We start from the raw sequence: 25,455 nt of genomic DNA, 5'->3' as shown, positions 1-25,455 counted from the left end.
GGAGTGGGGCGGGGGGGGGGGAGAAAGGAGGGAGAAAGGGCTGGAGGGGGGGGGGGGGGGGGTTGGGGAGGGGGGGTTTTTGGGGGGGGGGGGGGTTTGGTTTCTTCGGGGAGGGGGGGGGGGGGCCAAAGTGCCCCCTTCGCCCCCCCCCGCGGCTGTCCTGCCAGGCCGGTGGTTCCGGCGCTTCGCCCGCTGGAACCACCCGGGCCACCCGCTTGACCTGCACGGGCTGGGACTACCCTGGACAACCGTGCTAGTGCTCGCCGTCGACACGGCCACCCCCGCAGTCACCGCCGGTGTGGTCGAACTCGCGCCCGACTCCCCGCCGCGCCTGCTCGCGAAGAGGGTGACGCTCAACGCCAAGGCTCACGGCGAGCTGCTCACCCCGCACATCAGCGACGCGCTCGAGGAAGCCGGCAGGACCTTCGCCGACCTCGACGCGATCGTCGTGGGGGCGGGCCCCGGTCCGTTCACCGGCCTGCGGGTCGGCCTCGCCACCGCCGCCGCGCTCGGCCAAGCGCTCAACCGCCCGGTCTACCCGGTCGCCACGCCCGACGCGATCGCCAGGGACGCCGCGACCGGCCACCCGCTGCTCGTCGCGACCGACGCGCGGCGCAAGGAGGTCTACTGGGCCGCCTACGACGCCGCCGGTCGCCGCACGGACGGTCCGCACGTCGAGCGCCCGCAGGACCTCGCCGAGAAGCTGCCGGCGATGGGCGTGCAGCAGGCGACCGGTGAGGGCGCCGAGATCTACTCCGACGTCCTGGGGCTCGAGGTCCTCCACGCGAAGCACCCGAGCCCGGAGGGCCTGGTCGCCGCCGCGGCCGCCGAGGTGCTCGCGAAGGCCCGTCCTGCCGCGCTCACCCCGCTCTACCTGCGCCGTCCCGACGCCGTGGAGCCCACCGGGCGCAAGCGGGTGACCAGGGCATGACCACCGGCACGGTCACGATCGGGCCGCTGCGGCACGCCGATGTGCCCCGGTGCCACGAGATCGAGCTGGCGCTGTTCCCCGGCGAGGACCCGTGGAGCGAGAACGCGTTCCACAGCGAGCTGGACAACGGCCACTACTACCTCGGCGCGTACGCGGACGGTGAGCTGATCGGCTACGCCGGGCTCGCCGCCAGCCCGTACGAGGCCAGCGTTCACACGATCGCGGTGATCCGGCACTGGCAGGGCAGGGGCGTGGGCAAGAAGCTGCTGCGCGAGCTGCTGGCCCGCGTCGACGAGATCGGCGTTCCGGTCTACCTCGAGGTCCGCACGGACAACGAGCCCGCGATCGCGATGTACCTGGCGCACGGCTTCGAGCACCTCGGCCTGCGCCGCCGCTACTACCAGCCGTCGGGTGCCGACGCGTACACGATGGGAAGGCCTGCGCAAAGTGTCTGACCGCTTGATCCTGGGCATCGAGAGCTCGTGCGACGAGACGGGCTTCGGCATCGTCCGCCTCGGTCCGGACGGCTCGCTCGAACTGCTCGCCGACGAGGTCGCCTCCAGCGTCGAGGAGCACGCCCGCTTCGGCGGCGTCGTGCCGGAGGTCGCGTCCCGCGCGCACCTCGAGGCGCTGGTCCCGACCCTGCGCCGCGCGCTCGACACCGCGAAGGTCGAGCTCTCCGAGATCCACTCCATCGCCGTGACGGCCGGACCGGGCCTCGCCGGCGCGCTGCTGGTCGGCGTGTCCGCCGCGAAGGCGTACGCCGCCGCGCTCGGCAAGCCGCTCTACGGCGTGAACCACCTCGCGGGCCACGTCGCGGCGGACACGCTGCAGCACGGCCCGTTGCCGCAGCGCTGCCTCGCGCTGCTGGTCTCCGGCGGCCACTCGCAGCTGCTGCTCGTCGAGGGCGGCCTGGCGAACTCGATCACCGAGATCGGCTCCACCGTGGACGACGCGGCGGGCGAGGCCTACGACAAGGTCGCGCGCCTGCTCGACCTGCCGTACCCCGGCGGCCCGCCCATCGACAAGCTGGCCAAGCAGGGCAACGGCTGCGCGATCGCGTTCCCGCGCGGTCTCACGGGCCCGCGCGACGCGAAGTACGACTTCTCGTTCTCCGGCCTGAAGACCTCGGTCGCCCGCTGGGTCGAACGCGCCGAGAACGCCGGCGAGGAGATCCCGCTGGCCGACGTCGCCGCGTCGTTCCAGGAGGCCGTCGCCGACGTGCTGACCGCCAAGGCCATCCGCGCCGCGAAGGACCTGGACGTCGACACGCTGGTCATCTCCGGCGGCGTCGCGGCGAACTCGCGCCTGAGCGGCCTGGCCGCCGAGCGCTGCGCCGAGGCGGGCATCGAGCTGCGCGTGCCGCGGCCCCGGCTGTGCACGGACAACGGCGCGATGATCGCGGCGCTGGGCGCCCACCTGGTCGCGGCGGGCGCCAAGCCGTCCCGGATGGACATCTCGACCGTGCCGGGCCTCCCGGTGAACCAGGTCCAGATCCTCTGATCAGAGGCGGTGGAGGCCGGGAACCCGGTCCTCGACCGCGAACGACGCCTTGGTGCGCACGGGCGACCCCGGCCGCGACACGTAGTCGACCCCGCGGAAGTCCGTGCGCAGCTCATCGGGCGTGAACCTGCTCACCGTGTACCCGCGCCGGTTGTTGAAGTACTTCACGTGCGGGTTCTCGGCCAGCCACGACGGCGTCTCCGGGTACTCCTCCGACCCGTCGCCGCCGGCCGTGATCGACGTCGTCACGAGCTCGGTGGCGAGGGTCTTCGACGACGGGTCGTCCCACCGCTCCTTGACCTCCGCGCCCCACGCCGCGTGCACGTCGCCGGTCAGCACGACCGGGTTGCGGACGGGGGCGAGGGCCGCCACCACCCGGTCGCGGTCGGCCGCGTAGCCGTCCCAGGCGTCCAGCAGGAACTTGTCGACCTCGCCGGGGATGTAGTCGTACTGCGAGAAGAACACCTGCTGGCCCAGCACGTCCCACCTCGCCGACGACGACCGGAAGGCGTCGAACAGCCACTCCTCCTGCGCGGCGCCGAGCATCGTGCGGTCCGGCGCGAGCCGTTCCGGGCAGAGCTGCAACCCGTCCCCGCAGGCCTGGTCCGTGCGGTACTGGCGGGTGTCGAGCATGTGGAACGTCGCGAGCGAGCCCCAGCCGATCCGCCGGTACAGCCTCGACGACCTGCGCAGGGGCATGTTCTCGTAGTACGCCCTGATCGCCGCGGCCCTGCGCGCGAGGAAGTCGGGCTGGGGCTTGTCCGGCAGCAGGCCTGCCCAGTTGTTGTCGATCTCGTGGTCGTCCCACACGACCGCCCACGGCGCCACGGCGTGCGCCTCCTGCAGGTCGGGGTCGGTCTTGTACTGGGCCTGGCGGCGGCGGTACTGGGCGAGAGTCGTGGTGGTCGGGCCTTCCACGTGCCGGACGTTGCCGTTCGGTGCCACGTGGATGCCGCTCGCGTACTCGTACGTGTAGTCGCCGAGGTGCAGCACCAGGTCCGGCTCGTCCTCCGCGAGTCTTCGGTAGGCCGTGAAGTAGCCGTGCTCGTACTGCGCGCACGACGCGAAGGCCATCGTCAGCGGGACCCGCAGCGCGTCCGGCGGTGGCGTGGTGCGGGTGCGGCCCGTCCGGGAGAGGTGATTGAGGGCCTTGAAGCGGTAGAAGTACTCGCGGCCGGGGTCCAGGCCGGCGAGCTCGACGTGGACGGTGTGGCCCTCCTCCGGTCGAGCGGGGGTGGAGCCCCGTTGCACGATTCGGGTGAATCGTTCGTCCGCCGCGACCTGCCACTCGACGTCGACCGGACGGGACGGCATGCCTCCCAGACCGTCCTCGGCGAGCGGGTCGACGGCCAGCCGGGTCCACAGGACCACCCCGTCGGGTGTCGGGTCGCCCGAGGCCACACCGAGTGTGAAAGGGTCGGCCGGACGGGCCGACGCGGCGGCGGAGAACGCTGTGACTCCGGCCACGCCCGCGAGCAGCAGAGTTCGGCGCTTCAACGGGGACATGCCCTGAATACGGCTCCCACCCCGTGATCGGTTCGGGGGTCTCGTTGAAGGCTTGGCACTCTCGTGGGTAGAGTGCCAACTGCACGGCACCAGCACCGCCCCGACCCCCGCGACGGCGGGGTGGCAGGAGCCGTTAATTCGAACCTGCCAACGACCCGTGGAGGTCATCCCGGTGAGCGTGAACATCAAGCCGCTCGAGGACAAGATCGTCGTTCAGGCCTCGGAGGCCGAGACGACCACTGCCTCCGGCCTCGTGATCCCGGACACCGCGAAGGAGAAGCCCCAGGAGGGCAAGGTCCTCGCGGTGGGCCCCGGCCGCATCGACGACAAGGGCAACCGCGTCCCGCTGGACGTCGCTGTCGGCGACGTCGTCATCTACTCGAAGTACGGCGGCACCGAGGTCAAGTACAACGGCGAGGAGTACTTGATCCTCTCCGCTCGCGACGTGCTGGCCGTCGTCAACTAGTCGACGCTCGGCTGTCATGCCTGACGCCCCGGCGCCCCATCCGGGGTTCCGGGGCGTTTCGCTACCAGAGAGGCTTTGAGGTAAATGCCCAAGCAGATCAGCTTCGACGAGGACGCTCGTCGGGCGCTCGAGCGCGGCGTCAACAAGCTCGCGGACACGGTCAAGGTCACCCTTGGCCCGCGCGGGCGCCACGTCGTGCTCGACAAGAAGTTCGGTGGCCCGACGGTCACCAACGACGGCGTGACGATCGCCCGTGAGATCGAGCTGGACGACGCGTTCGAGAACCTCGGCGCCCAGCTCGCCAAGTCGGTCGCCACCAAGACCAACGACGTCGCGGGTGACGGCACCACCACCGCCACCGTGCTGGCGCAGGCGCTGGTCAAGGAAGGCCTGCGCAACATCGCCGCCGGCGCCAACCCGACCGCGCTCGGCCGGGGCATCCAGGCCGCCGCCGACGCCGTCGTGGACTCGCTCAAGGGCAAGGCCACCCCGGTCAAGGGCCGCGAGAACATCGCGCAGGTCGGCACCGTCTCCTCGCGTGACGAGTCGATCGGCGCCCTGCTCGGCGAGGCCATCGAGCGCGTCGGCGAGGACGGTGTCATCACCGTCGAGGAGTCGTCCACGCTCGCGACCGAGCTGGCGATCACCGAGGGCGTGCAGTTCGACAAGGGCTACGTGTCGACGCACTTCTCGACCGACCTCGAGGCGCAGGAGGCCGTCTACGAGGACGTCCGCATCCTGCTGCACCGCGAGAAGATCTCGGCTCTGGCCGACGTCCTCCCGATCCTCGAGAAGGTCGCGGAGTCCGGCAAGCCGCTGCTGATCGTCGCCGAGGACGTCGAGGGCGAGGCCCTGTCCACGCTGGTGGTCAACGCCGTCCGCAAGACCCTGAAGGTCGTCGCCGTGAAGGCGCCGTTCTTCGGCGACCGCCGCAAGGCGTTCCTGGACGACCTCGCGGTCGTCACCGGCGGCGAGGTGATCTCCTCGGAGATCGGCCTGAAGCTGTCCGAGACCACGCTCGACCAGCTGGGCTCCGCCCGCCGCGTCGTCGTGACCAAGGACGACACCACGATCGTGGACGGCGGCGGCACCAAGGCCGACATCGCCGGCCGTGCGGAGCAGCTGCGCCGCGAGATCGAGGCCACGGACTCCGACTGGGACCGCGAGAAGCTGCAGGAGCGCCTCGCGAAGCTCTCCGGCGGCATCGCCGTGATTAAGGTCGGCGCCGCCACCGAGACCGAGCTCAAGGAGCGCAAGCACCGCATCGAGGACGCGGTCGCCGCCACCAAGGCCGCGGTCGAGGAGGGCATCGTCCCCGGCGGCGGTTCCGCGCTGGTCCACGCCTCCAAGGTGCTGGACGGCGGCCTGGACCTGACCGGTGACGAGGCCACGGGTGTCGCGCTGGTCGCGAAGGCCCTGTCCGCGCCGCTGTTCTGGATCGCCGCGAACTCGGGCCTCGAGGGCGCGGTCGTGGTGAACAAGGTCCGCGAGGGCGACTGGGGCTTCGGCATCAACGCCGCCTCGCTCGAGTACGGCGACCTGCTGGAGCAGGGCATCATCGACCCGGTCAAGGTCACGCGTTCGGCTGTCGCCAACGCCGCCTCGATCGCGCGCATGGTGCTGACGACCGAGTCCGCTGTCGTGGAGAAGAAGGCTGAGGAGCCTGCTTCCGCCGCGGCTGGGCACGGCCACGGCCACGGGCACGGCCACTGAGTTTGTCTGTCCCGCCTCCGGCGGGACGGCGAGTTCGTCGAGAGCTCGTGAATTTTTGAGAACGAACGAAACGGGCGGCGCCTACCGGTGCCGCCCGTTTCGCTTTAAACGATCGCCAGTTGGCGTTTTCTCGACTTGATGATGTGGTCGCGCTCCGATTCCGAGAGCCCGCCCCAGATTCCGTACGGTTCCTGCACGGCCAACGCGTGTTTCCGGCACATCTCCAGCACGGGGCAGGCGAGGCAGACAGCCTTGGCGCGAGCTTCCCGCCGGGCTCTCGCCGGACCCCGTTCGCCGTCGGGGTGGAAGAAGAACGCGCTGTCCATGCCCCGGCACGAACCGCGCATCTGCCAGTCCCACAGATCTGCGTTGGGACCGGGGAGCCTTCGGGTGTCCGCCATCGAGACCGCCTCCGTGACGACTGCTCCATTCGGCTTAACGATGATCCACCGTAGAACCGCGTCAAAACTTGTTCAAGAGGCTGAAGACCCTTATCAACTGATGGGTGACAGCACGCGTGTTCGATCACTCACCGCCTGGAGTTGCTGCCCGGATGAGGTGAACGGACGATGGCTCCGTGATGACGCAACCGGAGCACAGATCTGCCGGTGGTCACACTGGTGAGCCCCTCCTGTCGGTGGCCGCGGTGGCCAGGCGGCTCGGCATCGCACCCGCGACGCTGCGCACCTGGGACCGGCGCTACGGGCTCGGACCGAGCGGCCACACCGTTGGGCGGCACCGGAAATACGGGCCGCGTGATGTCGCTCGTTTGGAATTGATGCAACGCGCTCTTCTTCGTGGCGCGTCCTCCGCGGAGGCGGCTCGTTTCGCCCTCGACTCCAAATCCTCGATGACGCACGGCGAAGTTCCCGTCAGCCCATCGGGTGGTGGCGGACGCGGTCTGAAAATGCCCGGAGCGTCTCCGTTGGCCCGAGGGCTGGGCAGGGCGGCGGTCGCGATGGACTCGATCGCGGTCCAGGAGATGCTCGCCGACTCGCTCGCGTCCGGCGGCGTGATCGCGACGTGGGACGACGTCGTGCGGCCGGTCCTCACCGCCGTGGCGGCGAAGTGGCAGCTGTCCGGCACCGGCGTCGAGGTCGAGCACCTGTTGAACGAGTGCGTGCTCGCGGCGTTCGTGCGCGCGACGCCGCTCGTCACGGTCGGGCGCAACCATCGGCCCGTGCTGCTGGCGTGCATGCCGGAGGAGAGGCACAACCTCCCTCTCTATCCACTGGCCGCCGAGCTCGCGCACCGCGGCGTCGTCGTCCGGCAGCTGGGCGCGGCGCTGCCGATGGACGCGCTGGCCGCCGCCGTGCGCCGCACCGCGCCCTCCGCGGTGGTGCTGTGGGCCCAGCTGCCGCGGTACGCCGATCCGGGGGTGATCGCCGCGTTGCCGCGCACCCGGCAGCAGGTGCGGGTGTTCGTGGGCGGGCCGGGGTGGCGCCGCGGCGTGGTCACCGCGCCGGCCGAGCGGGTCGACGACCTGGCAGCGGCCGTGGGCGCCGTCGAGGCGGCCGTCACCTGACAGACTTCCCCGGTGGAAGAGGAGCTGCGCCGCGCCGCCTTCGGCGACTCACCCGATATGCCGGTCTGGTCCGCGACGGGATCCTCGAACGCGCGGGTGCGCTGGCTCGCCGCCGTCGTGCTCGGCGGTCAGGGCCACTACGCCGCCGCGGCGACCGTCCTGGACGCGCTGCGGAACGACCCCGATCCCGTGATCGCCTCCCTGTCCCTCTCCACCCGCGCCTCCCACCACCGCCAGCTCGGCGCGCACCACCTGGCCAGGGCCCTCGACGGCGCCGCCCTCGCCCGCGTCCGGTCCGCCGGTGACGACGACCCGGACGGGATCGACGCGCACGGTGCCCGGACGGACGCCCTGCTCGGCCTCGCCGCCGACTCGCTGGGTGCCGGCCGCCTCACCGAGGCCCGCCGCCTGCTCGCCCTGGCGGAGCCGCGGTCGTGGAGGAGCCGGGTCCGGCGCGGGTGGGTGGCCGCCGAGATCGAGCTCGCGTCGGACCGGGCGCACGCCGCCGTCGGTCCCGCCGAGGAGGCGCACGGCATCGCGGCCCGCAGTGCAGCGGTGCGCCACGAGCTCAAGTCGGCACTCGTCCTGGGCACCTCGTTGGTCGTGTGGGGGACACCCGACGGCCTGACGAGAGGCGCTGAACTCATCAAGTGTGAGCTAAATCACACCTCCGAGAAGGGGCTCCATCCGTTGGTCTGGCCGAGCGCTCTGGTCCTCGCGGGACTTCCCCGGACCGCGGGCGCGAGCGCCGAAAATCAGGCCGCGAAGGCTCTGAGCTGCGTGTTGCGGAGAACGGACCCCGTCGGTCGCCGGATCGCACTCGAGTCGGCGTGGATGCCGACCGGGCTGCTCCGTTCCGGGGAACCCCCGAACGCAGACCCCCGGACGAACTTCTTGACGGATTAAGCACCGGATCGTGTCAAGGTCCGGCCTCCAGCGTCCGATAGGGGAGATGGAACGTCACTCGGCTGCAGGAAAGGAGTCCCCGTGACCACGGTCCTTATTTGCGACGACCGGCGCAGTGTGCGGGAGGGTCTCACCCGCGTGATGTCGGCTGTCCCCGGGGTTAGCCGCATCGACTGCGTAGCGCACGGTGACGAGTTGTTGGCTCGCTTTTCAAGGCAGCCGGTCGACGTCGTCCTGGTGGGAACCCAGCGCGCCGTCCCGACCGGGGTGGAAGCCACCCGTCGGCTCGTCTCCGCGAATCCGCAGGCAAACGTCATCGTCTTCGGAGCACCCGACGACGCCGGCAGCATCGCCGCGGCGATCGCCGGCGGTGCGCGCGGCTACCTGAGGTGGGACGCGTCGCGTCCCGAGCTTGTGGCGGCCCTCGCGCACACGCTCGCCAGCACCTCGGTGCCCGCGCCGCGGCAGCCCTCCGACCCCGGAGTGCAGCTCACGGAGCGTGAGCTGCAGGTGCTGCGGGGCATGAGCCAGGGCAAGAGCAACGGCCAGATCGGCCGCGAGCTCTACCTGTCTGAGGACACGGTGAAGACGCACGCCCGTCGTCTCTTCCGCAAGCTCGGTGTCCGCGACCGCGCTCAGGCGGTGGCGCACGGCTTCCGGCGAGGCCTCGTCCAGTAGGTCGCACTCACCGCACCGGCCCCGCGCTCCCATGATCCGCACGTGGGAGAGCGGGGCCGATGCGTGAGCCGGCTCACGTGCGCGCCGGGGTCTCCTGGAGGTCGCACGAATCGCCCAGCCCGGTGACGCCGTCGCCGGGCTGAGTCCGTTCGGCGTGTCCGCTGCTCACTCGGGGTGTCCATACCCCACTGATGAACAGAAGGGCCGAATGCCGGTACGGTGAGGTGGGTGCACCGGGTCGCTGTGAGTGACTCGTGCCGTTTCATGTCGGTACGCCAACAAGTAACACCAGGGCTGTTGTCTGCGATGACCAACTTGGGGGACGGACTGGACGCCGAAGTGGGCGCGGCCGTCGACGGCGACCGCCAGGCGATCGAACGCCTGCTGGCCTCCATACGTCCTCTGGTGGTGCGGTACTGCCGCGCCAGAGTTGGCAGGCAGGAGCGGAGCTTCGCTTCGGCGGACGATGTGGCCCAGGAGGTGTGTCTCGCGGTGCTCACGGCATTGCCCAGCTACCGCGACCAGGGTCGGCCCTTCCTCGCGTTCGTCTACGGGATCGCGGCGCACAAGGTCGCCGATGCACATCGGTCTGCCGCCAGGAACCGCTCCGAGCCCGTACCCGAAGTCCCCGACGCGCCGGAGACCGAAGCTGGTCCCGAGCAACGGGCGATGCAGGGAGAACTCTCCGACCGGATGGCCGTCCTCTTGCGGGTCCTGCCGGAGAAGCAGCGGGAGATCCTGCTGTTGAGGGTGGTGGTCGGGCTCTCCGCCGAGGAAACTGCCGAGGCGGTCGGTTCGACGCCGGGTGCGGTCCGGGTGGCGCAACACCGCGCGCTCGCTCGGCTCCGCAAGTCGCTGGCAGCGGAGGAGGTGGTCTGAGTGGCCGACGAACACGGGAAGGACGACGAGGAAGTGCGCGGACAGGACGACAGAACCCCGCACGAACCCGTCGCTGACGACCTTTCGGCTGTACAGGCCGATGACAAACTCTTGGACGCACTGGGGTCGGCGACTCCGGGTGCGGCCGGCTCGTTGGTCGACGACGAGCTGAACGCGATGCTGCTCGCGTGGCGTGGCGAGGTGGAGACGGAGCCGTTCGGCGAGCTCGTCGACACCGACACCGCCATCGCGACGATCCAGGCTGCCCGTCCGCAGCCGGTGAGCAGGCATCGCTTCCTGATCCCGCTCGCGAGCGCCGCCGCGGTGCTGGCCATCGCCTTCACCGGCGTGAGCCTCGTGGCGCGCGACGCGCAGCCGGGCGACACGCTCTGGGGTCTGACTCGGGTGCTCTACTCCGAGCACGCGAAGTCGATCGAGGCGGCGGCCGTCGTCCGCGACACCCTCGATTCCGCCCGCCTCGCCCTGCGCGAGGGCAAGGTGACCGAGGCGCGCGAGAAGCTCGACAAGGTGCAGGCCGGCCTCGGTTCCGTCTCGACGGCCGACGGCAAGGCGCAGCTCGAGGAGAAGCACAAGGAGCTCGAGAAGGAGCTCGGCACCACGGCTCCGCAGACGCCGGACACGACGACGACCACGCAGCCGTCGACGCAGCCGACCACGTCCTCGTCGAGCTCGTCGAGCCAGCCGGTGACGACCACGACGACCCCGTCGAGCCCGTCGGAGACGCCTCCTCCGCCCACCTCGAACGGTGGCGAGGAACCGCCGCCTCCTCCGCCCGCCGACCCGAACACGCCGGCGTCCGGCTCCACGGTGGCGAACACCGAGGGCACGGCGCAGACGACCGGGGAGACCGGGTCGAACTGACCCAGTTGAGACGCACTGTGAACGGCCCCTGATCTTGCGAGGTCAGGGGCCGTTCACACGTCCGGGTGTTCACACGTCAGGTGGAATGTGACCGCTCGGGTTGCGGATCCGGCGAGATGTGCAGGCGGAGGCGTCCCAGATCACTCGGTGACCTCGGCCTCAGCGCTCGGGTCAGCGAGCCGACTCGGTCGCGGTCACCCCGTCGGCGTACCCGCGGCAGTACTCCCAGCTCACGTACGAGCCGGGGTCCGGGTCGAAGGCGGGCTCGTGCGGGCGCATCCGGCCGTCCGCCAGCAGCTGTTCGAGTGAGGCTCGCAACAACGCCCAGTCGTGGTAGTGCGGTTCCTGGCACTCACCGCAGTCGACGACGATGCCGCGCACCCCGCGGTGTTCGAGCAGGGCCTGGTAGACGGCGAGGTCGCTCAGGTCGCTGACCAGCTCGGCTCTGTCGTCCTCGTCCATCGGGGGATGGTCGTGGTCCGGCTCTCCGAGGGTGAGCGCGGGGTCCTCGGGGTCGCCCTCGAAGGGGTCTGGTGGCAACGCGTCGTGCGGCACGACCCCGCACGGTACCCGCCGTACCCCCTCAGCCGTCCAGATACCATGGGCAGCACCGCCTCCGCCTGCGGAAACCTGAGCCGCCGGGTGGAGCGCAGACCGCACGACGGAAGGCATGTCACCCGCTATGACCAGCGAGCTCAACGCTGACGGAGTCCCGAGCAAGTTCGCCATGCTGGGGCTGACCTTCGACGACGTGCTCCTGCTGCCTGCCGAGTCCGACGTCGTCCCGAGCGGCGTCGACACGAGCACCAGGATCTCGCGCAACATCACCCTCAAGATCCCGCTGGCGAGCGCCGCGATGGACACCGTCACCGAGGGCCGGATGGCGATCTCGATGGCGCGTCAGGGCGGCATCGGCGTGCTGCACCGCAACCTCTCGATCGAGGACCAGGCCCGCCAGGCGGAGACGGTGAAGCGCTCGGAGGCCGGCATGGTCACCGACCCGGTCACCTGCTCGCCGGACGCGACGCTGGCCGAGGTCGACGCGCTGTGCGCCCGCTACCGCATCTCCGGTGTGCCGGTCACCGACGCGAACAACAAGCTGGTCGGCATCATCACCAACCGCGACATGCGGTTCGAGCTCGACCACAGCAAGCGCGTCAGCGAGGTCATGACCAACGGCCCGCTGGTCACCGCGCAGGTCGGCGTGTCGGCCGAGGCCGCGCTGGGCCTGCTGCGCCGCCACAAGGTCGAGAAGCTCCCGATCGTCGACGGCGACGGCAAGCTCAAAGGCCTGATCACGGTCAAGGACTTCGTCAAGACCGAGCAGTACCCCAACGCCACCAAGGACCCGGACGGCCGCCTGCTCTGCGCCGCCGCCGTGGGCGTGGGCGAGGACTCGTTCGTGCGCGCGATGACGCTCGCCGAGGCGGGTGTCGACGTGCTGATGGTCGACACCGCGCACGGCCACTCGCGCGGCGTGCTGGAGATGGTCGCCCGCATCAAGAAGGAGCTCGGCGACTCGACGGACGTCGTCGGCGGCAACATCGCGACGCGCGCCGGCGCGCAGGCCCTGATCGACGCGGGCGCGGACGGCGTGAAGGTCGGCGTCGGCCCCGGCTCGATCTGCACCACGCGCGTCGTCGCGGGTGTCGGCGTGCCGCAGATCTCCGCGATCTACGAGGCGTCGCTCGCCTGCCGCCCCGCCGGTGTGCCGGTGATCGGCGACGGCGGCATCCAGTACTCCGGCGACATCGCGAAGGCCATCGCGGCCGGCGCGTCCGCCGTGATGCTCGGCTCGCTGCTGGCCGGCACCCAGGAGGCGCCCGGCGACCTGATCCTGGTCAACGGCAAGCAGTTCAAGACCTACCGGGGCATGGGCTCGCTGGCGGCGATGCAGTCGCGCGGCGAGAACAAGTCGTTCTCGAAGGACCGCTACTTCCAGGACGACGTCCTCAACGAGGACAAGCTCGTCCCCGAGGGCATCGAGGGCCGCACGCCGTTCCGCGGCCCGTTGTCGCAGGTCGTGCACCAGCTCAACGGCGGTCTGCGCGCGGCGATGGGCTACACGGGCTCCCGCACGATCACCGAGCTGCAGGACGCGCAGCTCGTGCGGATCACGGCGGCAGGGCTCAAGGAGTCGCACCCGCACGACATCACGATGACCGTCGAGGCCCCGAACTACACCACCCGGTGACAGCAGCTCTGGGATAGGTGTGTCCGCGGAAAGCGCGGACCAGGTCGCTCCTGTCAGTGTCATCGCTGGGGGCGGCCCCCAGACCCCCGGAAGAACCCTGAACACCGGGACCCCCCGGACAGAGGAAGGAACCACAGGTGCGCGATCTGGTCGAGATCGGCATGGGCCGGACCGCGAGGCGGGCCTACGAGCTGGACGACATCGAGATCATCCCGTCGCGTCGGACGAGGTCGTCGAAGGACGTCTCCACGACGTGGCAGATCGATGCCTACCGCTTCGACATCCCGCTGATCACCCACCCGACCGACGCGATCGTGTCGCCGGGCACGGCGGTCGCGGTCGGCGAGCTGGGCGGTCTCGGCGTGCTCAACGCCGAGGGCCTCTGGGCTCGCCACGGCGACGTCGACGAGGCGCTGTTCCGCCTGGTCCAGGCGACCGAGGACAACGACGACCCGGCCGCCGCGGTGAAGGTGCTGCAGGACCTGCACGCGGCGCCGTTGCGGATGGACCTGATCGCCGAGGCGGTCAAGCAGATCCGCGAGTCGGGCGTCACGGTCGCGGTCCGCGTGAGCCCCCAGCGGGCCGCGGAGCTCACCCCCGACCTGCTGGCCGCGGGCGTCGAGATCCTGGTCGTGCAGGGCACGATCATCTCGGCCGAGCACGTGTCGCGCGACGGCGAGCCGCTGAACCTGAAGTCGTTCATCGCGGACCTCGACATCCCGGTGATCGCCGGCGGTGTCGGCGACTACCGCACCGCCATGCACCTGATGCGCACCGGCGCGGCGGGCGTGATCGTCGGCTACGGCTACACGCCCGGCGTGACGACCACCGACTCGGTCCTGGGCATCGGCGTCCCGATGGCCACCGCGATCGCCGACGCCGCGGCCGCGCGCCGCGACTACCTCGACGAGACCGGCGGCCGCTACGTGCACGTCATCGCGGACGGTGGCGTCTCGACCTCGGGCGACGTGGCGAAGTCCATCGCCTGCGGCGCCGACGCCGTGATGCTGGGCGAGCCGCTGGCCGCCGCGACCGAGGCACCGGGCCAGGGCCTGTACTGGACGGCGGCGTCCGCGCACCCGTCCGTGCCGCGCAGCCTGGTGGCCGAGGCGGTCGACCAGGAGCTCGACCTGCGCAAGCTGCTGTTCGGCCCGTCCGCGGACCCGCGCGGCGTGACGAACCTGTTCGGCGCGCTGAAGCGGGCCATGGCGAAGACCGGCTACTCCGACCTCAAGGAGTTCCAGAAGGTCGGCCTGACGATCCGCGGCTAGCTCACCTGACTGTGAACGGCGCGTTCCTTTGGGGACGCGCCGTTCTGGTTTTCTGGACTCGTGCCGATCGTCGAGATCACCTACGCGCCCCACGTCCCCCACGCCCTGCTGGAGACCCTGGTGGCGATGCTCCCGCACGCCGTGTCGGTGGCCGTCGAGTGCCCGGAGGAGCCCTACGACGGCGACCTCCAGCCCGGTGACGTGGACCTGCGCTTCCGGGTGCGCGGCCCGTTCGACTCGACCGGCATGCACGTGGTCGTCGAGGTCAGGTCGAAGTGGTTCGCGAGCCGTGAGGACACCCTCCAGGCCCGCGTCGACGGCCTGTGCGCCGCGATCGCCGACGCCACGGGCCTCGCTGACGTGGGCGTTTACCTCACGCTGCCGGACGCCGCTTGGGCCCAAACCTGATCTTGCAACCGAACGGCCACCCCGCGCGTCCATGGAGCGTGGATTTGGATGCCTTGTTCGGTGACGGCAAGAACAGCGACGTGGACACGGTCGACGCGGACGCCGAAGCCGAAGAGTTCGAGAACGACGGTGACGAGCGCGTCGGCGGTATCGGCTGGAAGGCGCTTGCCCTGTTCATCGGCGGTGGCCTGCTGGTGACCGCGCTGGCTGTGGCCTTCACGGTGTGGGTGATCAACGCCCTGGTGCTGTAGGGGCGACGAGGGGTGCGCCTGCCCGCGCACCCCTCGCTCGTCTGTTCAGTTTTCTGTACAGTTCTGTGTATGACCGCACTGCACGAGGCTCGCGAGCTGACTGTCACCGAGGCCGCCAAGCGTGGTGTCGCCGGGCTGGTCGCCGACGCGGAGCAGGGTGGTCCGGTGGTGGTCACCCGGCACAGCCGCCCCGTGGCGGCCGTCGTGCCGGTAAGCCGCCTGGCGGAGATCGACGAGGCGGCGGCCGATCTCCGGGATCTGGCGCTCGTGCTCGCGCGGTCGGCCGCGGACACAGGTCGTCGCACGTCGTTCGGCGACGTGCTCGCGGCGTTCGGGCACACCCGTGAGTCGCTGGCGGCGGTGGAGGACGACGACTCGCTCGATGGCTGAAGTCCTGTTCACCGACGCGGCCATCGACGATCTGCGCCGGCTCGGTCCCGACGTCGTGCCGAAGGTCCTGAAGAAGATCCAGATCTTGTTCGACGACCCCGAAGCCGGACATCCCCTCGGCGGCTCCCTTACCGGATTCCGCAAGCTCGTGGTGGGGCGCAACCACTGGCGGATCGTCTACCGCGTCACCGCTCGAGGTGTCGTCGAAGTCTGCGAAGTCTGGTGTGTCGGAGTGCGCTCGGATGCCGAGGTCTACGCCGAAGCCTCGGCGAGGGTGGCCGCGGTCGCCGACGAGGACTCCACCCTGGCCCGGCTCGCCGACGTGATCGCCCGTCTCGGCCGCCTGTCCGGAGGTGTGGCTGTCGAGGAAGCGCCGGTGCGGGAGCCGGTTCCCGACTGGCTGGCGCAGCGGCTCGTGCACACCGCCGGCGTGCCGTTGGAGCAGGTCGCCGCGCTGAGCCTCGAACAGGCGGTGGACCTGTGGACGGCCTTCGTGAGCACGCCGAGGCCTTCTGAACCGATAGGGGACTAGGCGTTACCGGAAGTAACGCCTACTCTCCGGTTCATGGGTGAACTCGCCGGTAACTTCGATGTCGTCATCGTCGGCTCCGGGTTCGGTGGCAGCGTGGCCGCGCTCCGCCTGACCGAGAAGGGCTACCGCGTCGCCGTCCTCGAGGCGGGGCGCCGGTTCGCCGACGACGAGTTCGCCAAGACCAGCTGGGACCTGCGGCGGTACCTGTGGGCGCCGCGGCTCAAGTGCTTCGGCATCCAGCGCATCCACACGCTGCGCAACGTCATGGTGCTCGCCGGGGCCGGTGTCGGTGGCGGCAGCCTCGTGTACGCGAACACGCTGTACCGGCCGCTCAAGCCGTTCTACGAGGACCGGCAGTGGGCGCACATCACCGACTGGCAGGACGAGCTCGACCCGTTCTACGACCAGGCGAGCCGGATGCTCGGCGTCGTCACGAACCCCACGACGACCCCCAGCGACGTCGTCATGCAGAAGGTCGCGAAGGACATGGGCGTCGAGGACAGCTACCACGCGACGCCCGTCGGCGTGTACTTCGGCGAACCCGGCAAGAAGGCAGCCGACCCGTTCTTCGGGGGTGCCGGGCCGGAGCGGACGGGCTGCACCGAGTGCGGCAGCTGCATGTCCGGGTGCCGGGTCGGCGCCAAGAACACGCTGGTCAAGAACTACCTCTACCTCGCGGAGAAGCTCGGCGCGCAGGTCTTCCCGCTCACCACGGTCACGCGGCTGCACGAGAACGGCGGCCGCTGGACCATCGACACCCGGATGACCGGTGGGAAGGCCGCCAAGACCTTCACCGCCGACCAGGTCGTCGTCGCGGCCGGCACGTGGGGCACGCAGCAGCTGTTGCACCAGGCGAAGGCCACGACGCTGCCGAGGATCTCGGCCAAGCTCGGCGAGCTCACCCGCACCAACTCCGAGTCGATCATCGGGGCCGCGCGCTACACCGTCGACCCGGACAACGACTTCACGCAGGGCGTCGCGATCACCAGTTCCATCCACCCCGACGAGATCACGCACATCGAACCGGTCCGGTACGGCAAGGGCAGCAACGCCATGGGCATGCTCCAGACCCTCGCGACGGACGGCGCGTTGAGCACGCCGCGGTGGGTGCAGTTCGTCAAGCAGGCGGTCCGGCACCCGCTCCGCCTGCTGCGGCTGCTGAGCGTGCACCGCTGGAGCGAGCGGACGGTGATCCTGCTGGTCATGCAGAGCCTCGACAACTCCATCACCACGTTTCTCAAGCGCGGCAAGCTCACCAGCAAGCAGGGGCACGGCGACCCGAACCCGGCGTTCATCCCGGCGGGCCACGAGGCCAACCTGCTGGCCGCCAAGCACATCGACGGCATGGCGGGCGGCACCTGGGGCGAGCTGTTCAACGTCCCGCTGACCGCGCACTTCATCGGCGGCTGCGCGATCGCCGCCACCGAGGAGCAGGGCGTGATCGACCCGTACCACCGGGTCTTCAACTACCCCGGACTGTCCGTTGTGGACGGTTCCGCGATCAGCGCCAACCTCGGTGTGAACCCGAGTCTCACGATCACCGCGCAGGCCGAGCGGGCGTTCTCGCTGTGGCCGAACAAGGGCGAGCAGGACCAGCGGCCCGCCCAGGGCACGCCGTACCGGAGGATCAACCCGACGAAGCCGAACAACCCGGCGGTTCCCGATCAAGCTCCAGCCGCATTGCGGTTGCCGATCGTGAAAGTGTCCTGACACCGTGGAGGCATGGCCACCAAGCCCTTTGCCTCCAGCGCAGACCTCGCTCCGAAGGACGAGGTGTTCGTCGAGCTCGCCGAGGGCGTCTACACCCTGACCGCGGAAGGCGACCCCAACGTCGGCGCGATCGAGGCCGAGGACTTCCTCATCTGCTTCGAGGCACGCGCCACCCCGGCGGCCGCGCGCAGATGGCTCGAGAAGCTCCGCAAGCACACCAAGAAACCCGTCCGGTACCTCGTCCTCAGCCACTACCACGCCGTGCGCACGCTCGGGGCCAGCGCGTTCGAGGCCCAGGAGATCGTCACGCACGAGATGACGCGCGTGCTGATCGCCGAACGCGGGCAGCAGGACTGGGAGAGCGAGTTCGGCCGCATGCCGAGGCTCTTCGAGTCACCGGAGGAGATCCCCGGCCTGACGTGGCCGACGCTCACGTTCTCCGACCGCATGACGATCCCGCTCGGCGACGAACGCGGCGACCTCGTGCTACAACACCTCGGCCGCGGGCACACCGCGGGCGACATCGTGGCGTGGCTGCCGCAGCAGCGCATCCTCTTCGCCGGCGACCTGGTCGAGTCGCAGGCCGCGCTCTACACCGGGGACGCGTTCCACGACGACTGGGCGACGTCCACCCTCGACGAGATCGAGGACCTCGGCGCCGAGGTGCTGGTCGGCGGGCGGGGCAAGGTCGCGCGCGACCGCATGGAGGTCGAGGCCGCGATCAACCAGAGCAGGCACTTCCTCAACGAGCTGCGCCGCACCGTCGGCGGGGTGCACGCGGAGGGCGGCACGCTCAAGCAGGCCTTCGAACTGGCGCACGGCGCGCTCGTCGGCCGGTACGGGCGCTGGCCGATCTTCGAGCACTGCCTGCCGTTCGACGTCCAGCGCTACTGGGACGAGTGTGACGGCAAGGACTGGCCTGCCATCTGGACCGCCGACCGCGACCGTGCCGTGTGGGACGCCCTGCAGTGACCGTGCTGGTGGTCGGAGCCGGACCGGTCGGGCTCACGGCAGCGCTCTTCCTGGCCAGGGCCGGGGTGCCGAGCATCGTCCTGGAAGCCGCCGAGCACCGCGCGGATGTCGGCAGCCGCTCGATCTGCGTGCAGCGCGACGTGCTGGAGATCCTCGAACGCGTCGGCGTCGGTCAGGCCGTCGCCGACGCGGGCGTCACCTGGTACACCGGCCGCACCTACCACCGCGACCGCGAGGTGCTGACCCTGACCTTTCCCCGGGTCGAGGGCTTCCCGCCGTTCGTGAACACCCCGCAGACCGTCGTCGAACGGCTGCTGGAGGAACGGGTCCGCGCCGAGCCGCTCGTCGAGCTCCGCTACGGTCACACCCTGGAAAGCCTGTCGCAGAAAGACGACGGAGTGTCCACACAGGACGGAACCAGGGCGACGCACTGCATCGCGGCGGACGGCGTGCACTCGACCGTCCGGCGGTTGCTGGGGATCCCGTTCGACGGCTTCTCGTTCGACGACCGGTTCATCATCGCCGACGTCCGCGTCGACCTGGACTTCGCGGCGCCCGAGCGCCGGTTCTACTTCGACCCGCCCTGGAACCCCGGTCGGCAAGTGCTCCTGCATCCCCAACCGGACGGCGTCTGGCGGATCGACTGGCAGGTCGCCGGGGACGTGGAGCTCACCGACGCGCACGTCCGCGCGATCGTCGGGGACAGGCCATACGAGGTGGTCTGGCAGTCCACCTACCGCTTCCACCAGCGCCGCGCGCGAACCCTGCGGCAGGGCCGGGTCCTGCTCGCCGGGGACGCCGCGCACGTGATGAGCCCATTCGGTGCCCGCGGCCTGAACTCGGGGATCTGCGACGCGGACAACGCGGCGTGGAAGATCGCGGCGGACCGGCGGGGCGAGGCCGGTCCCGGCCTGCTGGCGTCCTACGACGCCGAGCGCGGTGCCGCCGCCGACGAGAACCTCCGCATCACCGGCGACACCATGCGGTTCCTCGTACCGGGCACTCGGGCGGAGAGGGAGAAACGAGAACGTGCTCTCGAATCCGGTGCGGGCATCGACTCGGGGAAGCTCTTCACGCCGTTCTCCTACGCCGCTTCACCGCTGACCACGGACGGCGGTGAGCTGGCGGCCGGATCACGCACCGCCGGACCGGGTTTCACGGTCGCGGACGGGCGCCTGATCCGGCCGGACGGGCACGTCGCCGGACCCGCCGGCGACGACCGCGTGCTGCGCAGGGCCCTGGGCTACAGCTGAATCCCGGTCAGGACCGTCACGCGCTCCTCGGTGAAGTCCTCCATCGCCGACCGGACGCCCTCCCGTCCGGTGCCCGAGCCCTTCACGCCGCCGTAGGGCATCTGGTCGGCGCGGTAGGACGGCACGTCACCGATGATCACGCCACCGACCTCGAGCTCGGCCGCGGCCTCGAACGCGACCTGCACGTCGCGGGTGAACACGCCGGCCTGCAGTCCGTACTTGGAGTCGTTGGCCTGCGCGAACGCGTCCTCGACACCGTCGGCGACGGACACCACGAGCACCGGCCCGAAGATCTCCTCCGTCCACACCTTGGCGGTCTTCGGCACGTCGGTCAGCACCGCCGGCTCGACCGACGCCCCGGTCCGCTTGCCGCCGACGAGCACCTTCGCGCCGGCATCGGTGGCCATGTTGACCCACTCCTCGACGCGCCGGGCGTTGTCCTCGTCGATCAACGGGCCGACCTCGACCTCGGGGTCGTGCGGGTCGCCGGTCTTCAGCGCCGCCACGGCTTCCACGAGCTTCGGCACGAACTCGTCGGCCTGCGAGCGGTCCACGATCACCCGCTGCACCGCGATGCACGACTGCCCGGCCTGGTAGTTGCCGAACGTCGCGATCCGCTGCGCCGCGTGGTCCAGGTCTGTCCAATCAGGACAGATGATGGCGGCCGCGTTGGAGCCCAGCTCCATCACGACGTGCTTGCGCGGCGCGGCCTCCATCAACGACCAGCCGACCTTCGTGGACCCGGTGAACGAGATGACCGGCAGTCGTTCGTCCTTCACCAGGACGTCCATGTCCTTGCCGCGCACCGGAAGCACCGAGAACGCGCCCTCCGGCAGGTCGGTCTCGGCCAGCACCTCGCCCAGCAGCAACGCGCTGAGCGGCGTGGCGGACGCGGGCTTCACGATCACCGGCGCACCGACCGCGAGCGCCGGCGCGACCTTGTGCGCCACCAGGTTCAGCGGGAAGTTGAACGGCGCCACCGCGAGCACCGGCCCGCGCGGCACGTGCCGGACGATCGCCATCCGGCCCTCGCCGCCCGCGTCGGTGTCGAGGCGCTGCAGCCCACCGGTGAACCGGCGCGCCTCCTCGGCCGCGAACCGGAACGTGTTGACCGCCCGCTGCACCTCGATCTCGGCCCACTTGAGCGGTTTGCCGTTCTCGGCGGTGATCGTCTCGGCGATCTCCTCGGCGCGTTCGGCCAGCGTGCGCGAGACCTGCAGCAACGCCTCGGCGCGGACGTGCGCGGGGGTCCGCCGGAACTCCTTCGCGACGGACGCGGCCACGGCTATCGCGCGTTCCACCTGGTCTCTGCCCGGTACGGCGACGGAAGCGACCTCGGTGCCGTCGAACGGGTGGAGAACCTCTAACGCCTGCTCGCCCTGCTCTGGGCGACCGGCGACCCAGCACGGCCGGGGTTGCGGTGTGAACGCGTCCATGGGGCCACGTTAAGCCCTCTTGGCCTGCAAGTACCTGATGAGTCCCACGTAGTAGGCCTCATGGCCCTCCGCGCGTTGGAGCACGAACGCCGGATGGTCGCGGATCGTCTGGATCATGTCCTCCAGACGGGCGATCACTTGATCGTCTTCGAGGACGCACCCGTACGCCTCGCAGAAGAGCCGGGTCCGGCGCTCGCGGTCGTCCGGCAGCGCCAGCACGAACTGGACGACCGCCCAGCTGACGTCCCACCAGCGCGGGCCGGGGTGCGCGCTGTCCCAGTCGAAGACACCCGTCGGACGTCCGTCGGTGAACACGATGTTGTACGGCGCGAAGTCGCCGTGCAGTACCACTTCCACCGGCTCCCGCGCGGGGTGCTGCCACCCGTCCCGCCGGTCGACGAGGCCGAGCGTCGAGTCGTGCAACCGCCGCAGCATCAGCGCGGACTCGACCAGCGCCGTGTCGTCCGATAGGGGCACGTGGCCAACGTCACCGGGCAGATAGCTCAGCAGCTCGTGCTCGCCGTCCAGCCCCAGCGGCACCGGCGCGATCCCCAGCGGTGCCAAGTGCCGCAACAGCTCGTGCACCCGCGGCGCCCACGGCCCCGCCGGTCTGCGCACCGCGTCACCCACCCTGAACACCTGGTTCAGCCCGCCACCGGTCAGCAGCTCCCCGTCCACGCATGACATCCTTGGCGTCGTGTCCGACACCAGCAACCGCCCTGTTCTCGTCGTCGACTTCGGTGCCCAGTACGCGCAGCTGATCGCCCGCCGCGTGCGCGAGGCCCAGGTCTACTCCGAGGTGGTCCCGCACACCGCCTCGGTCAGCGAGATCCTCGACAAGAACCCGCTGGCCATCGTTCTGTCCGGTGGCCCGTCGAGCGTTTATGAACAGGGCGCGCCCCAGGTCGACCCGAAGCTGTTCGAGACCGGCGTCCCGGTCTTCGGCATCTGCTACGGCTTCCAGGCGATGGCGCGCGCGCTCGGCGGCTCGGTCGAGCAGACCGGCACCCGCGAGTACGGCCGCACCGAGCTCGGCGTCACGGGCGAGGGCGGCGCGCTGCACGAGGAGCTGCCCGGCTCGCACCCCGTGTGGATGAGCCACGGCGACGCCGTCACGAAGGCACCCGAGGGCTTCACCGTCACCGCGACCAGCGAGGGCGCCCCGGTCGCCGCGTTCGAGGACCGCGAACGCCGCTTCGCCGGCGTCCAGTACCACCCCGAGGTGCACCACTCGCCGCACGGCCAGGAGGTCCTGCGCCGGTTCCTGCACGACATCGCGGGCCTGCGCCCGCAGTGGACCACGTCGTCGATCGTGGACGAGCAGGTCACCCGCATCCGCGAGCAGATCGGTGACGGCAAGGCGATCTGCGGCCTGTCCGGCGGCGTCGACTCCGCCGTGGCCGCCGCCCTGGTGCAGCGCGCCATCGGCGACCGCCTCACGTGCGTCTTCGTCGACCACGGCCTGCTGCGCTCCGGCGAACGGGCCCAGGTCGAGCGCGACTACGTGGCCGCCACGGGCATCAACCTGGTGACCGTCGACGCCCGCGAGCGCTTCCTCGGGGCGTTGGCCGGAGTCACCGACCCCGAGGAGAAGCGCAAGATCATCGGCCGCGAGTTCATCCGCGTCTTCGAGCAGGCCGAGCGCGACCTCAAGGCGGAGGGCGACTACCGCTTCCTCGTGCAGGGCACGCTCTACCCGGACGTCGTCGAGTCCGGCGGCGGCGCGGGCACCGCGAACATCAAGTCGCACCACAACGTCGGCGGCCTGCCGGACGACCTGCAGTTCGAGCTGGTCGAGCCCCTGCGCGCGCTCTTCAAGGACGAGGTCCGCCGCGTCGGCACCGAGCTCGGCCTGCCGGAGACCATCGTGCAGCGCCAGCCGTTCCCCGGCCCCGGCCTCGGCATTCGCATCATCGGCGAGGTCACCCAGGACCGCCTGGACACGCTGCGCCAGGCCGACGCCATCGCCCGCGAGGAGCTCACCCTCGCCGGCCTCGACCGGTCCATCTGGCAGTGCCCGGTAGTGCTGCTCGCGGACGTCCGCAGCGTCGGCGTCCAGGGCGACGGCCGCACGTACGGGCACCCGATCGTGCTGCGCCCCGTCTCGTCCGAGGACGCGATGACGGCGGACTGGACGCGCCTGCCGTACGAGGTGCTGGAGCGGATCTCGACCCGGATCACCAACGAGGTGGCGGAGGTCAACCGCGTGGTGCTGGACGTGACGTCGAAGCCGCCGGGCACCATCGAGTGGGAGTAGGAACGTGAGAAGAGCCCCGGTCGAGCGACCGGGGCCCTTCTCGTTTCAGAGTTGCTGGTGCTGCAGGAAGCTCGGGTCGACGGTGATCGGCCCGGTCAGACGCCAGGCGCCTCGCTCGAAGGTCAGGTCTCCGGTGACCGTGAACGGCAGCTTGCTCCGGTGGGCGAAGATCGCCCATTCGTAGTCCTGGCCGGCGAGGACCACGTGGATCTTCCTGGTCCGGCCGCGCACGTCGGCGCTCAGGACGATCGTCGTCTCTTCCTGGTCATCTCCGCTGGAGACCTCTCGGGTGAGCGATCGGACCTGGCCCACGACGGTTTCGGTGCGCGGCGGCTCCTCGTGCCGCACCAGGCGTTCTCGGACGCGCGGCAACCCGACGATCGCATCGCGGTTCACCACGATGCGCGAGGCGGGAACGGCCGGCCGCGGTTCGCTGGCGGCCCAGTCGAAGGACATGTCCAGCTCGCGCAACGAGTCCGAGTCGGTCAGATCTTCGAGCGACTCCACCAGACTGGCGCTGAGGCCGCGCTCGGCGGCACGTTCGACCGCGGACGGGTCCCAGTTCAACGACAGGTCCTTGGCCGCGTGCAAGCCGGTGGCCAGCGTTTCCATCACACGTCGCGGGAACGGGGTCGCACGGGTTCCGTCGTCGTGTTCGGGCAGCGGATCTCCGAGTCGCGTCACGACGGTGAACACGAAACTGCCGCGTTTCGTGTGTCCGAGGCGGATGTCCTCGTCGAGGAAGTCGGTCACCGTGCTGGACCGCCGTCCGCGGTGGGAGTGCGTCGGATCATCGGCCGAGGTCGCGGCCGCCTTCATCATCTTGAACAAGCCGTCCAGCGTCTTCTCGGCCTGCTTGAACGGCAGCGTTCCGTCGATCATGGTCTGGTCGAAGCGGACGTAGAACAGATCGGCACGGGTGGCGGTGATCCTCTCCGCCAGGCGCCCCGGGTCCCAGTCGTAGACGGTGGCGAGTGCGCGCAGGGTGTCCCTGAAGCGTTGGGCGAAGTCCACGAAGTCCGTGGCCAGGGGGAGCATGACGCGTGCCTCGTCGTGCAGCCGCCAGATCTGCCTGACCTCGGGGTCCTGCGCCTCGAGCTGCCAGTCGTTGGCGGCGAGGTACTGCTGGACGGCCAGCGGGGTGAGGCTGTCGGCGAGTTCGCGGTAATCGTCCAGTGATGGGCTGCTCACCACACACCTCCTTCGCCGACCCTCTGCATGATGCTCCGCAAGCTAGCTACATCGAAGAGGTTACTTCTCGGTAGATGGACCGTCTTGCTGTTCGCGTCGTCATCGATCTCACCCAGCAGCGTGGCGTGCTGCCAGTACATGCGGCTGCCGGTGAGGAGGTGCTGTTCGCACTGGTTCAGCAGCGGTTCATCGTCGCGGGGAATCACGAGCACCCCGAGAAACGCTTCGTTGTACCGCTTGCCGTGCGTGAGCTTGAGAAACGGGCCGCGCTCCATCTTCCACGAGAAGTACGTGTCCCTGAGCAGGTCGTGTTGAGTGGTGCACTTGAGCTGTAGTTCGAACTCCGGGCAGTAGTACGTCTCGTACTCCGTCGACGACGCGATGGTGATGTCGACGCCGTCGTAATCCGTTTCGTGCCACTTGATCGAGCAACCCGCCGCGGCAGCGATCATCCTGACGAACGCCAGGCTGAACTGCTCCTGGCGCGCTGTGATCGGCAACCCTCCGTCGAGCGGGGCCACCGGACCCTGGTCGTCAACGCTTCCGTCGGCCATGGGCTCCCTACTCGCAGCGGCGGACCGGCAGCACCCTAGGTGCCACG

The 25,455-nt window shown here is 70.3% G+C and carries 27 protein-coding genes; 20 read left to right on the top strand and 7 right to left on the bottom strand.

Going from position 1 to position 25,455, the window contains the following annotated elements:
• Nucleotides 1-250 precede the first annotated feature (250 nt).
• The 3 genes from tsaB to tsaD are packed head-to-tail and all read left to right on the top strand — an operon-like array spanning nt 251 to nt 2,434.
• Nucleotides 251-931 carry a tRNA (adenosine(37)-N6)-threonylcarbamoyltransferase complex dimerization subunit type 1 TsaB gene (tsaB, locus tag ACFWV3_RS08660; RefSeq protein WP_382409824.1) on the top strand — a complete coding sequence of 227 codons (681 nt, stop codon included), beginning with the start codon at nt 251-253 and terminating at the stop codon, nt 929-931.
• Nucleotides 928-1,386 carry a ribosomal protein S18-alanine N-acetyltransferase gene (gene rimI, locus ACFWV3_RS08655; protein WP_382409822.1) on the top strand — a complete coding sequence of 153 codons (459 nt, stop codon included), beginning with the start codon at nt 928-930 and terminating at the stop codon, nt 1,384-1,386. Before tsaB ends, rimI begins: the two co-directional genes overlap by 4 nt.
• On the top strand, nt 1,379-2,434 hold the full coding sequence (gene tsaD, locus ACFWV3_RS08650) for a tRNA (adenosine(37)-N6)-threonylcarbamoyltransferase complex transferase subunit TsaD (RefSeq protein WP_382409820.1): 1,056 nt from the start codon (nt 1,379-1,381) through the stop codon (nt 2,432-2,434). The genes rimI and tsaD overlap by 8 nt, the downstream gene beginning before the upstream one ends.
• On the opposite strand, the gene ACFWV3_RS08645 is transcribed toward tsaD, so the two are convergent.
• Nucleotides 2,435-3,940 (bottom strand): alkaline phosphatase D family protein, encoded by a 1,506-nt coding sequence (locus ACFWV3_RS08645; protein WP_382409818.1) that lies wholly within the window; start codon nt 3,938-3,940, stop codon nt 2,435-2,437.
• 172 nt (nt 3,941-4,112) lie between these two features.
• On the opposite strand from ACFWV3_RS08645, the gene groES reads away from it, so the two are divergent.
• Both groES and groL read left to right on the top strand, forming a co-directional pair.
• A complete protein-coding gene (groES, locus tag ACFWV3_RS08640) occupies nt 4,113-4,406 on the top strand; it encodes a co-chaperone GroES (RefSeq protein ID WP_030478362.1) in 294 nt (97 codons plus the stop codon).
• Between the two features lie 84 nt (nt 4,407-4,490).
• Nucleotides 4,491-6,119 carry a chaperonin GroEL gene (gene groL / locus ACFWV3_RS08635; protein WP_382409815.1) on the top strand — a complete coding sequence of 543 codons (1,629 nt, stop codon included), beginning with the start codon at nt 4,491-4,493 and terminating at the stop codon, nt 6,117-6,119.
• A gap of 104 nt (nt 6,120-6,223) precedes the next feature.
• Here groL and ACFWV3_RS08630 read toward each other — a convergent pair whose 3' ends face one another.
• Nucleotides 6,224-6,520, bottom strand: a complete 297-nt coding sequence (locus ACFWV3_RS08630; RefSeq protein ID WP_382409813.1) for a WhiB family transcriptional regulator — start codon at nt 6,518-6,520, stop codon at nt 6,224-6,226.
• 179 nt (nt 6,521-6,699) lie between these two features.
• Between ACFWV3_RS08630 and ACFWV3_RS08625 the strand changes: the two genes are divergently transcribed.
• The 5 genes from ACFWV3_RS08625 (at nt 6,700) to ACFWV3_RS08605 (ending at nt 10,989) form a co-directional block, all read left to right on the top strand.
• Nucleotides 6,700-7,644, top strand: coding sequence for a MerR family transcriptional regulator (locus tag ACFWV3_RS08625; RefSeq protein ID WP_382410474.1), 945 nt, complete (start codon nt 6,700-6,702; stop codon nt 7,642-7,644).
• A 12-nt stretch (nt 7,645-7,656) separates the two neighbouring features.
• Nucleotides 7,657-8,550: a hypothetical protein gene (locus ACFWV3_RS08620; RefSeq protein ID WP_382409811.1), complete on the top strand. Its 894-nt coding sequence runs from the start codon at nt 7,657-7,659 to the stop codon at nt 8,548-8,550.
• Between the two features lie 81 nt (nt 8,551-8,631).
• Complete coding sequence (locus ACFWV3_RS08615) at nt 8,632-9,228, top strand: response regulator transcription factor (RefSeq protein WP_030471988.1); 597 nt, start codon at nt 8,632-8,634, stop codon at nt 9,226-9,228.
• A 306-nt stretch (nt 9,229-9,534) separates the two neighbouring features.
• The gene (locus ACFWV3_RS08610; RefSeq protein ID WP_030471987.1) at nt 9,535-10,107 is read left to right on the top strand and encodes a sigma-70 family RNA polymerase sigma factor; all 573 of its coding nucleotides are present in this window, start codon (nt 9,535-9,537) and stop codon (nt 10,105-10,107) included.
• A gap of 111 nt (nt 10,108-10,218) precedes the next feature.
• Nucleotides 10,219-10,989 (top strand): anti-sigma-D factor RsdA, encoded by a 771-nt coding sequence (locus ACFWV3_RS08605; protein ID WP_382409809.1) that lies wholly within the window; start codon nt 10,219-10,221, stop codon nt 10,987-10,989.
• A gap of 171 nt (nt 10,990-11,160) precedes the next feature.
• On the opposite strand, the gene ACFWV3_RS08600 is transcribed toward ACFWV3_RS08605, so the two are convergent.
• Nucleotides 11,161-11,544, bottom strand: coding sequence for a DUF5319 domain-containing protein (locus tag ACFWV3_RS08600; RefSeq protein WP_382409807.1), 384 nt, complete (start codon nt 11,542-11,544; stop codon nt 11,161-11,163).
• Nucleotides 11,545-11,671: 127 nt separating this feature from the next.
• On the opposite strand from ACFWV3_RS08600, the gene guaB reads away from it, so the two are divergent.
• The 9 genes from guaB (at nt 11,672) to ACFWV3_RS08555 (ending at nt 19,970) form a co-directional block, all read left to right on the top strand.
• Nucleotides 11,672-13,183: an IMP dehydrogenase gene (guaB, locus tag ACFWV3_RS08595; protein WP_382409805.1), complete on the top strand. Its 1,512-nt coding sequence runs from the start codon at nt 11,672-11,674 to the stop codon at nt 13,181-13,183.
• A gap of 137 nt (nt 13,184-13,320) precedes the next feature.
• Nucleotides 13,321-14,454: a GuaB3 family IMP dehydrogenase-related protein gene (locus tag ACFWV3_RS08590; protein ID WP_382409803.1), complete on the top strand. Its 1,134-nt coding sequence runs from the start codon at nt 13,321-13,323 to the stop codon at nt 14,452-14,454.
• 60 nt (nt 14,455-14,514) lie between these two features.
• Entirely contained in the window at nt 14,515-14,862 is a 348-nt protein-coding gene (locus tag ACFWV3_RS08585) for a hypothetical protein (RefSeq protein WP_382409801.1), read from the top strand.
• An 80-nt stretch (nt 14,863-14,942) separates the two neighbouring features.
• Nucleotides 14,943-15,113, top strand: a complete 171-nt coding sequence (locus tag ACFWV3_RS08580) for a hypothetical protein (RefSeq protein WP_382409799.1) — start codon at nt 14,943-14,945, stop codon at nt 15,111-15,113.
• Nucleotides 15,114-15,182: 69 nt separating this feature from the next.
• Nucleotides 15,183-15,503 (top strand): type II toxin-antitoxin system Phd/YefM family antitoxin, encoded by a 321-nt coding sequence (locus ACFWV3_RS08575; protein WP_382409797.1) that lies wholly within the window; start codon nt 15,183-15,185, stop codon nt 15,501-15,503.
• The gene (locus ACFWV3_RS08570) at nt 15,496-16,035 is read left to right on the top strand and encodes a type II toxin-antitoxin system RelE/ParE family toxin (RefSeq protein WP_382409795.1); all 540 of its coding nucleotides are present in this window, start codon (nt 15,496-15,498) and stop codon (nt 16,033-16,035) included. The genes ACFWV3_RS08575 and ACFWV3_RS08570 overlap by 8 nt, the downstream gene beginning before the upstream one ends.
• A 33-nt stretch (nt 16,036-16,068) precedes the next feature.
• Nucleotides 16,069-17,745 (top strand): FAD-dependent oxidoreductase, encoded by a 1,677-nt coding sequence (locus tag ACFWV3_RS08565; protein ID WP_382409793.1) that lies wholly within the window; start codon nt 16,069-16,071, stop codon nt 17,743-17,745.
• Between the two features lie 12 nt (nt 17,746-17,757).
• Nucleotides 17,758-18,717 carry an MBL fold metallo-hydrolase gene (locus ACFWV3_RS08560; RefSeq protein WP_382409791.1) on the top strand — a complete coding sequence of 320 codons (960 nt, stop codon included), beginning with the start codon at nt 17,758-17,760 and terminating at the stop codon, nt 18,715-18,717.
• Entirely contained in the window at nt 18,714-19,970 is a 1,257-nt protein-coding gene (locus ACFWV3_RS08555; RefSeq protein WP_382409789.1) for an FAD-dependent monooxygenase, read from the top strand. The genes ACFWV3_RS08560 and ACFWV3_RS08555 overlap by 4 nt, the downstream gene beginning before the upstream one ends.
• Here ACFWV3_RS08555 and ACFWV3_RS08550 read toward each other — a convergent pair.
• Both ACFWV3_RS08550 and ACFWV3_RS08545 read right to left on the bottom strand, forming a co-directional pair.
• Complete coding sequence (locus ACFWV3_RS08550; RefSeq protein WP_382409787.1) at nt 19,961-21,406, bottom strand: aldehyde dehydrogenase family protein; 1,446 nt, start codon at nt 21,404-21,406, stop codon at nt 19,961-19,963. The genes ACFWV3_RS08555 and ACFWV3_RS08550 overlap by 10 nt on opposite strands.
• 9 nt (nt 21,407-21,415) lie before the next feature.
• Nucleotides 21,416-22,084: an aminoglycoside phosphotransferase family protein gene (locus ACFWV3_RS08545; protein ID WP_382409785.1), complete on the bottom strand. Its 669-nt coding sequence runs from the start codon at nt 22,082-22,084 to the stop codon at nt 21,416-21,418.
• 19 nt (nt 22,085-22,103) lie between these two features.
• On the opposite strand from ACFWV3_RS08545, the gene guaA reads away from it, so the two are divergent.
• Nucleotides 22,104-23,663 carry a glutamine-hydrolyzing GMP synthase gene (gene guaA, locus ACFWV3_RS08540; protein WP_382409783.1) on the top strand — a complete coding sequence of 520 codons (1,560 nt, stop codon included), beginning with the start codon at nt 22,104-22,106 and terminating at the stop codon, nt 23,661-23,663.
• Nucleotides 23,664-23,708: 45 nt separating this feature from the next.
• Here the strand turns inward: guaA and ACFWV3_RS08535 are convergent, their stop codons facing one another.
• Nucleotides 23,709-24,854: a hypothetical protein gene (locus tag ACFWV3_RS08535; protein ID WP_382409781.1), complete on the bottom strand. Its 1,146-nt coding sequence runs from the start codon at nt 24,852-24,854 to the stop codon at nt 23,709-23,711.
• Entirely contained in the window at nt 24,851-25,408 is a 558-nt protein-coding gene (locus tag ACFWV3_RS08530) for a DUF4365 domain-containing protein (protein WP_382409779.1), read from the bottom strand. Before ACFWV3_RS08530 ends, ACFWV3_RS08535 begins: the two co-directional genes overlap by 4 nt.
• Between the last annotated feature and the right edge of the window lie 47 nt (nt 25,409-25,455).

The sequence above is a fragment of the Lentzea sp. NPDC059081 genome, from assembly GCF_042738015.1.
Taxonomy (GTDB): domain Bacteria; phylum Actinomycetota; class Actinomycetes; order Mycobacteriales; family Pseudonocardiaceae; genus Lentzea.
This window is presented reverse-complemented; position numbering and strand designations above follow the sequence as displayed.